Origin of the sequence: Chromobacterium sp. CV08 (assembly GCF_051129845.1) — a bacterium.
Lineage (GTDB): Bacteria > Pseudomonadota > Gammaproteobacteria > Burkholderiales > Chromobacteriaceae > Chromobacterium.
The window spans coordinates 4,778,093-4,790,707 of the sequence record NZ_CP150453.1; the positions used below are offsets into that span (position 1 = coordinate 4,778,093).

Here is a 12,615-nt window from a genome sequence, read left to right on the forward strand (position 1 = left end):
GTCAGCGGTCTTTCGGGTCCAGCGCGTCGCGCAGGCCGTCGCCGATGTAGTTGGCGCAGTAAAGCGTCAGCGACAGCATGCCGGCCGGGAACAGCAGGATCCAAGGCGTGGTTTCCATCACGCCTGCGCCGTCCTGGATCAGCACGCCCCAGCTGGTCATCGGCTCCTGCACCCCGAGGCCGAGGAAGGACAGCACCGACTCGGTCAGGATCACGCCCGGCACCGTCACCGTCGTGTAGATCACCACGATGCCCAGGAGGTTGGGCACGATGTGGCGGAAGATGATGGTCGGGGTCGACACGCCGATCGCGTGCGCGGCCTCGACATACTCCTTGGACTTGATCGCCAGCGTCTGGCCTCGCACCACGCGCGCCATGTCCATCCACGAGAACACGGTGATGGTCAGCACCACCAGATAGAACTCGCGGCCCAGCAGCGTCACCATCAGGATGGCGATCAGCAGGTAGGGCACGGCGTACATCATGTCGACGATGCGCATCATCAGCGCGTCGACCTTGCCGCCGAGGAAGCCGGCGGTCGCGCCCCAGACGACGCCCAGCGTCACCGAGGCCACGGTGGCCAGCGCGCCGACCATCAGCGAGATGCGGCCGCCGGTCAGGCAGCGCACCAGCAGGTCGCGGCCCAGCGCGTCGGTGCCGAACCAGTGCGTGCCGGCCCAGGCCGGCGCCTGGCTCATCGCGTTCCAGTCGGTATCCTCATAGCTGTACGGCAGCACCATCGGGCCGACGATACAGGACAGCGTGATCAGCACCAGCACCACCAGGCTGACCACCGCCGCCTTGTTGCGGAAAAAACGGATGCGGGCGTCGCGCCACGGGCTGCGGCCCTCGACCGCGGCTTCGGCCAGGCCGTTCTCGATTGCCACCACGGCGGCGGCTTGCTTGCTCTTCATCATAACTCCCGCCCCCTCAGTAGCGGATCTTCGGATCGAGCAAGGCGTAGGCCAGGTCGACGAGGAGGTTGAATACCACGGTGATCACCGTCACCAGCACCACCAGGCCCAGCACCAGCGTGTAGTCGCGGTTGGCGGCGCCGTTGACGATCAGCTTGCCCAGGCCGGGCAGCGAGAAGATCGATTCGGTCACCACCGCCGAGGTGATCGACGAGATCGCCAGCGGCCCCAGCAGCGTCACCACCGGCATCAGCGCGGGCTTCAGCGCGTGGCGCAGCACGATGGTGCGCAGCGGCAGGCCCTTGGCGCGGGCGGTGCGGATGAAGTTGCTGTTCAGCACCTCGATCAGGCTGCCGCGCATCACGCGGCCTATCGTCGAGATGTTGATGAACACCAGCAGCATGATGGGCAGCACCATGAACTTCGGATCGAAATGGTTCCAGCCGCCGGCCGGCAGCCATTTCAGCGTCACGGCGAAGATCAGCACCAGCACCGGTCCGAGGATGAAGGACGGAAAGGCGCCGCCGATATTGCCGAGGAACATCACCAGGTAATCGACCATGCTGTTCTGGCGCAGCGCGGCCATCACGCCGAGCGCGATGCCTATCACCAGCGAGATCAGGATGGCGCTGCCGCCTATCGTGGCGGAAACCGGCAGCGCGCTGGCCACCAGGTCGTTGACGCTCCAGTCGGCGTAGCGGAAGGAGGCGCCCAGATCGCCGTGCAGCAGGCTATTCAGGTAGTACAGATACTGCTTCCACAGCGGCAGGTCCAGATGGTATTTGGCCTGCAGATTGGCCAGCACCGCTTCGGAAATCTTGCGCTCGCCGTCGAACGGCCCCCCCGGGGTCATGTGCAGCAGCAGATAGCAGACGGTAATGACGGCCAGCAGCGTCGGAATCGCCGCCAGAATGCGTCGGAAAGTGTAGGACCACATGGTGTAACTCCGTATGGGCGGACGCGGCGCGCGCCGCGGCCCGGCCCCTACATCACAAGCCGGATGGCCGCGTCGGCGGACATCCGGCCTCGTTTGTCGCCGGCGGGGCCGGCGTTTCGCCTCAGTGCTGGATGATGTACAGATCCTTGCTGCGGTAGCGGTCCAGCGGGTTCTGGCCGACGCCTCCGACATAGGACTTGATCAGACGCGGCGCCGTGTACTGCAGCAGCGGCAGCATCGCGTAGTCGTCCATGATCATCTTCACCGCCTGGGTGAACAGCTGCTTGCGCTTGGCCGGATCCAGCGACTGGTTGCCCTGCTTGATCAGCTCTTCGGCCTTCGGATTGCAGTTCTGGTTGTCGTTCTGGGTGTTGCCGCACTCGACCAGCGCCAGGAAGGTGGTGGCGTCGTTATAGTCGGCGTTCCAGCCATTGCGGGCGATCTGGTAGTCGCCGTCGTGACGCTTCTTCAGCAGCACCTTGAACTCCAGGCTTTCCAGCTCGGTGTTCAGGCCCAGCTTGGACTTCCACTCGGACGCGGCGAAGATCGCCATCTTCTTGTGGTAGTCGTTGGTGTTGTAGGTGAACTTGATCTTGGCGCCCGGCTTGACGCCGGCCTGGGCCAGCAGCTTCTTGGCCTCGTCCACGCGTTTGGCCATCGGCCACTTGACCCAGTCGTAGCTGGACGGATCGGCGCCGGACACGCCGTGCACCATCACGCTGTAGGCCGGATTCTGGCCGTCGGCGGTCACTTTCTTCGCCAGGATGTCGCGGTCGATGACCATGGACAGCGCCTTGCGCACGCGCACGTCCTTCAGCAGCGCATCCTTGTTGTTGAACGAGTAGTAGCGCAGCGCGGCCAGTTCGCCGTTGTGGATTTCCTTCGGATACTGGGCCTTGTACTTGTCGAAGGAGCCCGGCGGCAGGTTCAGCACCCAGTCGTTCTGGCCGGACTCATACAGCTTGACGTCGGCGTTGCTGTCCTCGATCGGCAGATAGGTGGTCTGGTTCAGCACCACGCTCTTGGCGTCCCAGTAGTTCGGGTTCTTGGCGACGACGACCTTGCTGTTGACCTGCCAGTCCTTCAGCATGTAGGCGCCGTTGCTGACCATCTTGCCCGGTTTGACCCAGTCCTTGCCGTACTTCTCGATCACGGCCTTCGGCGCCGGAGCGAACTGGGTGTTGGCGACCAGCGCCGGCAGGAACAGCACCGGGTACGGCGTCTTCACTTCCAGCGTGTATTTGTCGACGGCCTTGATGCCGAGCTCGGACGGCTTCTTCTTGCCGGTGGCGATCTCCTTGCCGTTCAGGATGAAGATGCCGTAGGTCTCGGAATACGGGGAGGCAGTTTTCGGATCGAGGAAGCGCTGCCAGCCGTAGACGAAGTCGTCGGCGGCGACCGGACGGCCGTCGGACCACTTGGCGTTCTTGCGCAGATGGAACACCCAGGTGGTGGCGTCGGTCTGCTTCCAGGACTCGGCCACGCCCGGCAGGATCTTGCCGTTGTTGTCGGCGCTGGTCAGGCCTTCGAACAGATCGGCGGTGATGGTGTTGGCCGGCACCGATTCGGCTACCGCCGGGTCCAGCGTTTCCGGCTCGGAGCCGGTGTTGCGGATCAGGGTCTGCTTGGCGGCCAGCTTGACGCCCGCGGGCACCTGGGCGGCCAACACGGAACCGGAAGCCAGCGCCAGCGCGACGGCGGCGGCGACCGCGCGCAGCGATTGCTTATTCGTCATCTTCTACTCTCCTTGTTCTGTCTCGCCACTCGGCGCGCCGGCAGCGGATTTTTTTCACTCGATTGTATCCAGAGTGGATGCGCAGATTATGCGCAGAGGGTTTTGAATACATCAAGCCCCCAGACAGACAATATGCCATTCATTTTAATCAAAAAGAAAAATTTGTCCGACAATGGACTATTCAGCTAAATCAATGGCCTTGCCGGGCATTCGTTTTTATTGTTTTGACATCCTGACATGTGAAATGCTGGTGGCTGATCCAAGTAAAATTCATGCCATATCCGGGGGCGGACCCTTATTTCATATTTAAAATCAGAATAATCTTATATTTAAAAAGCGATCGCGCCTGTCGCATTCAATGCGAAACGGCCCGCCGATGAAAAAAGCCGCCCGAAGGCGGCCTTGGCGTGATGGCGTGCCGGATCAGTCCCTGAACCGCCAGGCCACGCTTTCCCCGGCGCGCAGCGGCACCAGCGCGTCGCCCGGATACGGCAGCTCGGCCGGCACCGTCCAGCTCTCCTTGACCAGTTCGATGCGGTCGCCGTTGGCCGGCAAGCCGTAGAAGGCCGGACCGTTCAGGCTGGCGAAGGCCTCCAGCCTGTCCAGCGCGCCGGCGGCCTCGAAGGCCTCGGCGTACAGCTCGATCGCCGCGTTGGCCGTGTACATGCCGGCGCAGCCGCAGGCCGCCTCCTTGGCGCCCTTCGCGTGCGGCGCGCTGTCGGTGCCGAGGAAGAACTTGGCCGAGCCGGACGTCGCCGCCTTCAGCAGCGCCTGGCGGTGCAGCTCGCGCTTCAGCACCGGCAGGCAGTAGTGGTGCGGACGGATGCCGCCGACGAACAAGGCGTTGCGATTCATCAACAGATGATGGGCGGTAATGGTCGCGGCGACATTGGCCGGCGCGGCGGCAACGAACTCGGCCGCCTCGCGGGTGGTGATGTGCTCGAACACCACCTTCAGCGTCGGCAGCTTCTGCAGCAACGGCTTCATCACCCGCTCGATGAAGACCGCCTCGCGGTCGAACACGTCGATGTCGGCGTCGGTGACCTCGCCATGCACCAACAGCGGCAGGCCGAGCTCGGCCATCGCCTCCAGCGCCGGCATCGCGCGGGCGATGTCGGTGACGCCGTGGTCGGAATTGGTGGTGGCGCCGGCCGGGTACAGCTTGACCCCGTGGACGAAGCCGCTGGCCCTGGCCAGGCGGATCTCGTCCGCACTGGTCTTGTCGGTCAGGTACAGCGTCATCAACGGCTCGAAGCGGCTGCCTGCGGGCCGGGCGGCCAGGATGCGCTCGCGGTAGGCGGCGGCGGCCTCGACGGTGGTCACCGGCGGCTTCAGGTTAGGCATCACGATGGCGCGGCCCATCTGGCGACAGGTGTCGGGCAGCACCGCCGCCAGCGCGGCGTCGTCGCGCAGGTGCAAGTGCCAGTCGTCGGGGCGGATCAGGGAAAGTGTCTGCATGGTGGATGGCTTGCCGTTACGATGGATAAAACAATGGCGACGGAAAACCGTCGCCAGCGATGTCTACTTGCGCCGGAGCACCATCCGGAACTTGCCCTCGGCGGTGGCGGTCGATTCCAGCAGGCCGTTGCCGGTCTGCCGGCAGAAGGCCTCGAAGTCCTTGGGCGCGCCGGGGTCGGTGGCGATCACCTCCAGCACGGCGCCGCTGGCCATGTCGGCCAGCGCCTTTTTCGCGCGCAATATCGGCAGCGGGCAGTTCAGGCCGGAAAGATCAATCTGCTTGTCGGGTGTCATGGGCCGGTATCCTCAGCCATATCGCGTTACAATGGAGAAATCCGGGCCTGCGCCGACGAGCGGACAGGCCGTAGCCGTATAGTTTACGCCAGTCGTCAAGCCTTACCCAAATCGGTCACCGCATCATGTGCATCATTGCTTTCGCCTACAAAACGCCGGGCCTGGGCCAATTGGTACTGCTGGCCAACCGCGACGAATACTACGCCCGCCCCGCCGAGCCGCTGGACTGGTGGCCGGAATACCCGAACACGCTGGGCGGCCGCGACCTGCAGTCCGGCGGCAGCTGGCTGATGGTGGACGGCCGCAACCGCATCGCCGCCGTCACCAACGTCCGCGACGGGTTTCCCGCCAAGGCCGAGCGCTCGCGCGGCGAGCTGGTGCAGCGCTTCGTCAGCGGCGACGAGGACGCCTTCGCCTTCGCCGACTGGCTGCGCGCCGAATGCCACCGCTACGGGCCGTTCAATCTGTTGTTCGGCACCACCGCCGACCTGTTCTTCTTCCACAGCCCCGGCCGGCAGATCGCCCGCGTGACGCCCGGCATCCACACGCTGTCGAACGCCACGCTGGACACGCCGTGGTTCAAGAGCCAGCGGCTGGCGGAATACCTGGGCGGCTTCGGCCGGACGCCGACCGAGGATCAGGCCTATGCGGCGCTGTCCGATCCGACGCCGGCCGGCCCGGGCCAGCTGCCCAATACCCGCATCGGCCTCGCGCTGGAAAAGACGCTGTCCCCGATCTTCATCCAGGGCCGAGACTACGGCACCCGCGCGTCGATGCTGCTGACGGTGTCCAGCCGCGGCGACATAGGCTTTTCCGAACTGAGCTGGGGCCTGGCAGGACGCGAGACCGGCCGCCGGCATTACAATCTGCGCGCCGGCCAGGCGCGCTGAGGAGCACACCGTTGAATATCCGTTTCACCGCATTGCCGGCCGCGCTGGCCTTGTGCCTGAGCCTGACGGCCCAGGCCGAGGGCCGCGTTATCAAGAACTACAACTACGCGATCGACGACGACAAGCCGTGGCAGGAAGAGGACTACGCGCTGCCGCCGTACCCGCAGGCGGCCGACTGGGTCGAGGTGAAGCCGGACTGGCTGCAGCAGAACCGCTATTTCGTCGATGCCGGCTCGCTCAGCATCGGCAAGGACGGCGTCGTGCGCTACATCAGCAAGGTCCTCAGCAGCGGCGGCGTCGAGAACCTCAGCGCCGAGGGCATACTGTGCAAGGACAACAAGTACCGCGCCTACGGCTTCGGCGACAGCGTCAACCATCGCTGGATTGAACCGATGCGGCCGCTGTGGCAGGACATCGTCTTCGGCGACAAGCTGCGCCGCGAACTGCGCGAACGCCTGTGTCCGGACCACCAGGCCCCGCGCGACCTCGACGTCGCCCGGCAGGCGCTGCGCAAGGGCGGCTGAGCCCGCCGCGAAGCCGCCCGGCGGATGTTCTAGAATAAAACATCTGTCTTGCATTCGCGCGGGCGCCGATGGATCAGCAAACTCAGCAGGAAAACCGGGAAAGGGAATGGGTCAGGCGGCTATTCGAGCAAAAGGGCATGGAGCCGCTCGACATGCAGTCGCTGAAATGCCCGGCGCCCGACGTCGGCGTCAAGCTGCCCGACGGCCGCCTGCTCGCCATCGAGGTGACCGAGGTGCTGGCCGGCGAGCATACCCGCCGGCACAGCCGCAAACGCGAGGCGCACTCGACGCTGCAGATCGCCGGCGGCATCGGCTCGCTGTTCTCGCTGCCGGCCAACGCCCTCGACGTCGCCTGCCGCATCGAGGCCAAGGTCGGCAAGGACTACCAGGTCCCGTCCGGCCACCAGTTGCACCTGCTGCTGGCGGCCGGCACGCTGGAGCACGGCGTCGCCGCCTGGCCGCTGCTGCTGGCCATCTCCATCCCCGAACTGAACCGCCTGACCGACGGCATGCTGGCGCGCTCGCGCTACCAGCATGTCTACCTGCACCTGCAGCGCGGCCGCGCGCTGTACGAGTGGAATCGCCACGACAGCTGGCACGAGATCCATCCCCCCGCCGTCCACGCCGACGGCTATCCGCAGATGCAGCCGCAGGAGGCGGGCAAGTAGCCGGCGCATGCCAATGTTATGGTATAGTCGCAGGCCTCGCGCCGGCATGCCGCCGCGCGCCGATCGCAACCTCGAACCGATACCCGGCATGTCGATTTCCCTGTTCGCTCCGCTGCTCTACCTGCTGGCCGGCCTCGCGCTCGGCCGCGCCCCGTTCGACGTCAAAAGCCGCGCGTCGGCGCTGCTGACCAAGTTCGTCATTCCGCTGGTCATCATCTACAACATCGCCGCCCACCGGCCCGGCGTATTCGCCGTCATGGCCGGCACAATGGCCATGATGGTCGGCCTCCTGCTGCTGAGCCGGCTCTCTACGCGGGACCCGGTGCGCAATCTGTGCTTCAGCTATCTGAACATAGGCTGGCTGGGCATGCCGGTGGCCAGCACGCTGTTCGGCGACGGCGCGGCGACGGTGTTCATCGCCGCCTATGTCGGCAGCTCGCTGCTGGGCAATTCGGTCGGCGTCGGCCTGATGGCCGGCGGCAGCAGCCTGAAGGCGCGGACATGGGAGACGTTGAAGGCGCCGCCGGTGTGGGCGCTGCTGGTCGGCGTCGCGCTGATGCCCTTCGGCCCGCAGCTGCAGGCCTACGCCCGTCCGGGCTACGAGGCGCTGAAATTCCTGATGAGCCTGCTCGGCATGTCGATACTCGGCATCTGGCTGTCGGCCACGCGGCTCGGCGTCGCCGATTTCGGCCGGGCGCTGCGGCTGTCGGCGCTGCGCGCCGCCGCCATCGCCGCGCTGCTGACGCTGTTCGTCGCGGTCTGCCGCCAGCTGGACATCCGGCTGGTGCTCGACAACCAGCCGGCGCTGTATCTGATGTGCCTGCTGCCGCCGGCGGCGAACATCATCGTGCTGGAAACCCACTATATGAAGACCGGCCGCTCGGCCGGCCCCATCGCCTGCGGCACCTGCATCAGCATCGTCGCCATCGGCGTCTACGCGGCGGCGGCGCTGCTGCTGCGCGGCGCCGGCGGCTAGCCGGCGCGCCAGCTGCCGCTGTTGCCGCCGTCCTTCTCCAGCAGGCGCACGCCGTCGATGACCATGCCGCGGTCCACCGCCTTGCACATGTCGTAGATGGTCAGCAGGCCGACGTTGACCGCCGTCAGCGCCTCCATCTCGACGCCGGTCTGGCCGGCGCACTCGGCGATGACCGCTATCCGCACCGCCGATTCGGCGTCCCTCAGCTCGAAGTCCACCGCCAGCCGCGTCAGCGCGATCGGATGGCACAGCGGGATCAGGTCCCAGGTCTTCTTCGCCGCCATGATGGCGGCGACACGGGCGATGCCGAGCACATCGCCCTTCTTGTGGCCGCCGCCCTTCACCAGCGCGAACGTCGCCGGCTGCATGCGGATCAGGCCCTCGGCGACCGCGCGGCGCGCGGTGACGGCCTTGGCGCCGACGTCGACCATATGGGCCTGGCCGGCTGCGTCGAAATGGGTCAGTCGGGTCATGGACAATCCATCCTTCAATGCAAAACGCCCGCGGCGCTCAGCGCAGCAGGCGGAAAATCAGCCAGAAGCAGGAAACGACGATCAGCAGGCCGGCGCTCCAGCGGACGATGGCCAGCACGCGCCGCAGGTGGCGGCGGTCGCGGGTCAGCGCGAAACACAGCAGGGCCCAGCCTGTCGCCAGTATCGTCGCCAGCAGCCACAGCCGCCAGAAGCCGAACACGGCCTCACTCCTCGGGCGGCAGCTGATGGAAGCTGGACGGCGCGTCCAGCGGATCGTCGAAGCTGGCGTACTCCCAGGCCTCCGGCGTTTCCAAGAGCTTGCGCAACAGCCTGTTGTTCATCGCGTGGCCGGATTTGTGGCCGGAGAACGCCGCGATCAGCGGGTGGCCGACGATGTAGAGGTCGCCGATCGCGTCCAGGATCTTGTGGCGGACGAACTCGTCCGGGAAGCGCAGGCCTTCCGGATTCAGCACGTATTCATCGTCGATGACGATGGCGTTGTCCAGGCTGCCGCCGCGTCCCAGGCCGTGGTTGCGCATGTATTCGACCTCGTGCATGAAGCCGAAGGTCCGCGCGCGGCTGATCTCGTCGGTATACGAATGATGGGCGAAGTCGACTTCCACCGTCTGCGGCGCGCGGTTGAACGCCGGATGGTTGAACTCGATGGACAGCGTGATCTTGAAGCCGTCGTGCGGGTCCAGCCGGACCCACACGCCGCGGTCTTCCACCATCACGGTCTGCTTGACGCGGATGAAGCGCTTCTTCTTGGCTTGCTCGACCACCCCGGCCGCCTGCAGCAGGTAGAGGAAGGGGGCGGCGGAACCATCCATGATGGGGATTTCCGCCGCCGTCACCTCGACGATCAGGTTGTCGATGCCGAAGCCGGCGAACGCCGACATCAGATGCTCGATCGTGCCGACACGCACGCCGGTATCCGTCACCAGCGTGGAGGAGAGGCGCGTGTCGTTGACGAGCGAAGGTTCCACCTTCACGTCGACCGGCTCGGGCAAGTCGGTGCGACGGAAGACGATGCCGGTATCGGGCGGCGCCGGCAGCAGGGTGAGCTTCACCCGCTCGCCGGAATGCAGACCGACGCCCGTGGCGCTGATCGCTTGCTTCAGCGTGCGCTGCAAGATCATTTCAGGCTACTCAACCAAACGGGAAAACCCGATTCTAGCATAGCGACCGCCTATGCTTTATTGATTGATTTGCTGGCATGAATAGCGTTTATCTATCCGCGTCCCCCGTTCAATCGGCCTGCTTGCGCAGGAAGGCCGGGATGTCGTAGCTCTCGCTGACTTCCGGATTGGAGAAGTCCAGCGACGGCGACGCGCGGCGGCGGCCGGTGCGCATGATGGCCGGCGCGTCCAGGTCCTCGTAGTTGACCATCTCGACGGCGCGGTCGTCGGTGCCGGTCTTGACGATCTTGATGTATTCCGGACGATCCTCGTTGCGGACCGCCTTCTTTTGGCCGAGGCCGGTGGCGATCAGCGTCACGCGGATGGTGTCTTCCGGCATGTCTTCCACTTCGGCGGTGCCGAACTTGATCTGGGCGTCCTCGTCGGCGTACTGGCGCACGATGCCCATGATCTCGCGGTACTCGCTCATCTTCAGGCAGCCCGGCGCGGTGGAGATATTCACCAGCACGCCGCGCGCGCCTTCCAGCGTGATGTTGTCCAGCAGCGGGCTGGCCACGGCCTGCTCGGCGGCCACGCGGGCGCGGTCGATGCCGGAGGCGTAAGCGGAACCCATCATCGCCAGGCCCATCTCGCTCATCACGGTGCGCACGTCGGCGAAGTCGACGTTGATCAGGCCCGGGCAGGTGATCACTTCGGCGATGCCGGCCACGGCGCCCTTCAGCACGTCGTCGGCGGCGCGGAAGGCCTCGCGCATCGTCACGTCGTCGCCCAGCACTTCCATCAGCTTCTCGTTCGGAATCACGATCAGCGAGTCGACGTGCTTCTTCAGATCCTCGATGCCGTTCTGCGCCACTTTCAGACGCTTGCCTTCGTGCTCGAACGGACGGGTGACCACGCCGACGGTCAGGATGCCCATTTCCTTGGCCACCTCGGCGACGACCGGTGCCGCGCCGGTGCCGGTGCCGCCGCCCATGCCGGCGGTGACGAAGACCATGTTCGCGCCGCGCAGACTTTCGGCGATGCGCTCGCGGTCTTCCAGCGCCGCGCTGCGGCCGACTTCCGGATTGGCGCCGGCGCCGAGGCCGCGCGTCAGATTGGTGCCCAGCTGCAGCTTCTGCGGCGCGCGGTTGCGCTGCAGCGACTGCGCGTCGGTGTTGGCGCAGATGAATTCCACGCCGTGCACATTGCCGGTGATCATATTGTCGATGGCGTTGCAACCGCCGCCGCCTACGCCGATCACCTTGATGACGGCCGCGCTGGCCGTTTCCTGCATCACTTCAAAAACCATTCCGCTCATTTTCCTCTCCTCAACATAAGATGAGCCACGTGTACTACGCCCGAATTACCTTGCCGCCGCACCGTGCGGCGGCCTGTGCTGCTTAGAAGTTCCCGGCGAACCAGGCCTTCATCTTGCCGAACAACTGGCCCACGCCGGCGGATTCCGCCTTGCCGCTGGGGCCCGAATAACCCTGGATCTGATCCTTGCCGTACAAGAGCAGGCCGACGCCGGTCGAGAAGCGCGGCGTCTTCACCACCTCGGCCAGGCCGCCGACATACTTCGGCACGCCGACGCGGACCGGCAGGTGGAACACCTCCTCGGCCAGCTCCACCATGCCGGGCATCAGGCTGGCGCCGCCGGTCAGCACCATGCCGGACGACAGCAATTCCTCGAAACCGCTGCGGCGCAGCTCCTGCTGCACCAGCTGGAACAGCTCCTCGACGCGCGGCTCGACCACTTCGGCCAGCGTCGCGCGCGACATCTGGCGCGGACCGCGCTCGCCGACGCCCGGCACCTCTATCATCTGGGCCGGATCGGCCAGGCCGACCAGCGCGACGCCGTGCTGGATCTTGATGTCCTCGGCCTCCTTGGTCGGCGTGCGCAGCGCCATCGCGATGTCGTTGGTGATCTGGTCGCCGGCGATCGGGATCACCGCCGTGTGGCGGATCGCGCCGCCGACGTAGACGGCGATGTCGGTGGTGCCGCCGCCGATGTCGATCAGGCAGACGCCGAGGTCCTTCTCATCCTCGGACAGCACGGCGATGGCCGAGGCCATCGGCTGCAACACCAGGTCGGACACCTCGAGGCCGCAGCGGCGCACGCACTTGGTCACGTTCTGCGCGGCGGACACCGCGCCGGTGACGATGTGCACCTTGGCTTCCAGCCGCACGCCGCTCATGCCCAGCGGCTCGCGCACGCCTTCCTGGCCGTCGATGCTGTATTCCTGGGTCAGGATGTGCAGCACCTGGTGGTCCGGCGGGATGGTCACCGCGCGCGCGGTCTCTATCACCCGGTCGATGTCCATCTTGGTGACTTCGCGGTCCTTGATCGCCACCATGCCGTGCGAGTTCACGCTCTTGATGTGGCTGCCGGCGATGCCGACGAAGACCTCGTGAATCTTGCAGTCGGCCATCAGCTCGGCCTCTTCCAGCGCGCGCTGTATCGCCTGCACGGTGGACTCGATGTTGACCACCATGCCGCGCTTCAGGCCGCGGGACGGGGTATGCCCCATGCCGACGATGTTAAGCTGGCCGTCTTCCAGCACCTCCGCCACGATCGCCACGATCTTGGAGGTGCCGATGTCCAGGCCGACCAGCATGCTCTTGCTTT

At 65.7% G+C, this 12,615-nt stretch carries 14 protein-coding genes; 4 read left to right on the forward strand and 10 right to left on the reverse strand.

The genetic code is table 11. From position 1 onward, the window contains the following. Nucleotide 1: 1 nt before the first annotated feature. The 5 genes from WNM05_RS21905 to WNM05_RS21925 all read right to left on the reverse strand — a co-directional run bounded on the left by WNM05_RS21905 (nt 2) and on the right by WNM05_RS21925 (nt 5,337). Nucleotides 2–916, reverse strand: a complete 915-nt coding sequence (locus WNM05_RS21905; protein WP_434631077.1) for an ABC transporter permease subunit — start codon at nt 914–916, stop codon at nt 2–4. Between the two features lie 13 nt (nt 917–929). Beyond that, complete coding sequence (gene oppB, locus WNM05_RS21910) at nt 930–1,850, reverse strand: oligopeptide ABC transporter permease OppB (protein ID WP_101709920.1); 921 nt, start codon at nt 1,848–1,850, stop codon at nt 930–932. A 121-nt stretch (nt 1,851–1,971) separates the two neighbouring features. Next, nucleotides 1,972–3,585 (reverse strand): peptide ABC transporter substrate-binding protein, encoded by a 1,614-nt coding sequence (locus tag WNM05_RS21915; protein WP_434631079.1) that lies wholly within the window; start codon nt 3,583–3,585, stop codon nt 1,972–1,974. 423 nt (nt 3,586–4,008) lie between these two features. After that, nucleotides 4,009–5,043 (reverse strand): dihydroorotase, encoded by a 1,035-nt coding sequence (pyrC, locus tag WNM05_RS21920; protein ID WP_434631081.1) that lies wholly within the window; start codon nt 5,041–5,043, stop codon nt 4,009–4,011. Nucleotides 5,044–5,106: 63 nt separating this feature from the next. After that, entirely contained in the window at nt 5,107–5,337 is a 231-nt protein-coding gene (locus tag WNM05_RS21925; protein ID WP_434631084.1) for a sulfurtransferase TusA family protein, read from the reverse strand. A 125-nt stretch (nt 5,338–5,462) separates the two neighbouring features. Here WNM05_RS21925 and WNM05_RS21930 point away from each other — a divergent pair, with 125 nt between their 5' ends. The 4 genes from WNM05_RS21930 to WNM05_RS21945 all read left to right on the forward strand — a co-directional run bounded on the left by WNM05_RS21930 (nt 5,463) and on the right by WNM05_RS21945 (nt 8,395). Further along, nucleotides 5,463–6,227, forward strand: coding sequence for an NRDE family protein (locus WNM05_RS21930; protein ID WP_434631086.1), 765 nt, complete (start codon nt 5,463–5,465; stop codon nt 6,225–6,227). A gap of 11 nt (nt 6,228–6,238) precedes the next feature. After that, nucleotides 6,239–6,751, forward strand: a complete 513-nt coding sequence (locus WNM05_RS21935; RefSeq protein WP_434631088.1) for a CNP1-like family protein — start codon at nt 6,239–6,241, stop codon at nt 6,749–6,751. Nucleotides 6,752–6,888: 137 nt separating this feature from the next. Continuing rightward, on the forward strand, nt 6,889–7,419 hold the full coding sequence (locus WNM05_RS21940; protein ID WP_434631090.1) for a hypothetical protein: 531 nt from the start codon (nt 6,889–6,891) through the stop codon (nt 7,417–7,419). An 88-nt stretch (nt 7,420–7,507) separates the two neighbouring features. After that, nucleotides 7,508–8,395, forward strand: coding sequence for a permease (locus WNM05_RS21945; RefSeq protein WP_434631092.1), 888 nt, complete (start codon nt 7,508–7,510; stop codon nt 8,393–8,395). On the opposite strand, the gene moaC is transcribed toward WNM05_RS21945, so the two are convergent. From moaC to ftsA, 5 genes are all read right to left on the reverse strand, one after another. Then, nucleotides 8,392–8,868 carry a cyclic pyranopterin monophosphate synthase MoaC gene (moaC, locus tag WNM05_RS21950; RefSeq protein WP_434631094.1) on the reverse strand — a complete coding sequence of 159 codons (477 nt, stop codon included), beginning with the start codon at nt 8,866–8,868 and terminating at the stop codon, nt 8,392–8,394. The genes WNM05_RS21945 and moaC overlap by 4 nt on opposite strands. Nucleotides 8,869–8,905: 37 nt before the next feature. Next, nucleotides 8,906–9,088, reverse strand: a complete 183-nt coding sequence (locus tag WNM05_RS21955; protein WP_434631095.1) for a hypothetical protein — start codon at nt 9,086–9,088, stop codon at nt 8,906–8,908. Between the two features lie 4 nt (nt 9,089–9,092). After that, nucleotides 9,093–10,004 carry a UDP-3-O-acyl-N-acetylglucosamine deacetylase gene (gene lpxC, locus WNM05_RS21960; protein WP_434635184.1) on the reverse strand — a complete coding sequence of 304 codons (912 nt, stop codon included), beginning with the start codon at nt 10,002–10,004 and terminating at the stop codon, nt 9,093–9,095. 112 nt (nt 10,005–10,116) lie between these two features. Beyond that, nucleotides 10,117–11,304, reverse strand: a complete 1,188-nt coding sequence (ftsZ, locus tag WNM05_RS21965; protein ID WP_434631097.1) for a cell division protein FtsZ — start codon at nt 11,302–11,304, stop codon at nt 10,117–10,119. Between the two features lie 82 nt (nt 11,305–11,386). Further along, nucleotides 11,387–12,604: a cell division protein FtsA gene (gene ftsA / locus WNM05_RS21970; RefSeq protein ID WP_434635185.1), complete on the reverse strand. Its 1,218-nt coding sequence runs from the start codon at nt 12,602–12,604 to the stop codon at nt 11,387–11,389. Nucleotides 12,605–12,615 lie beyond the last annotated feature (11 nt).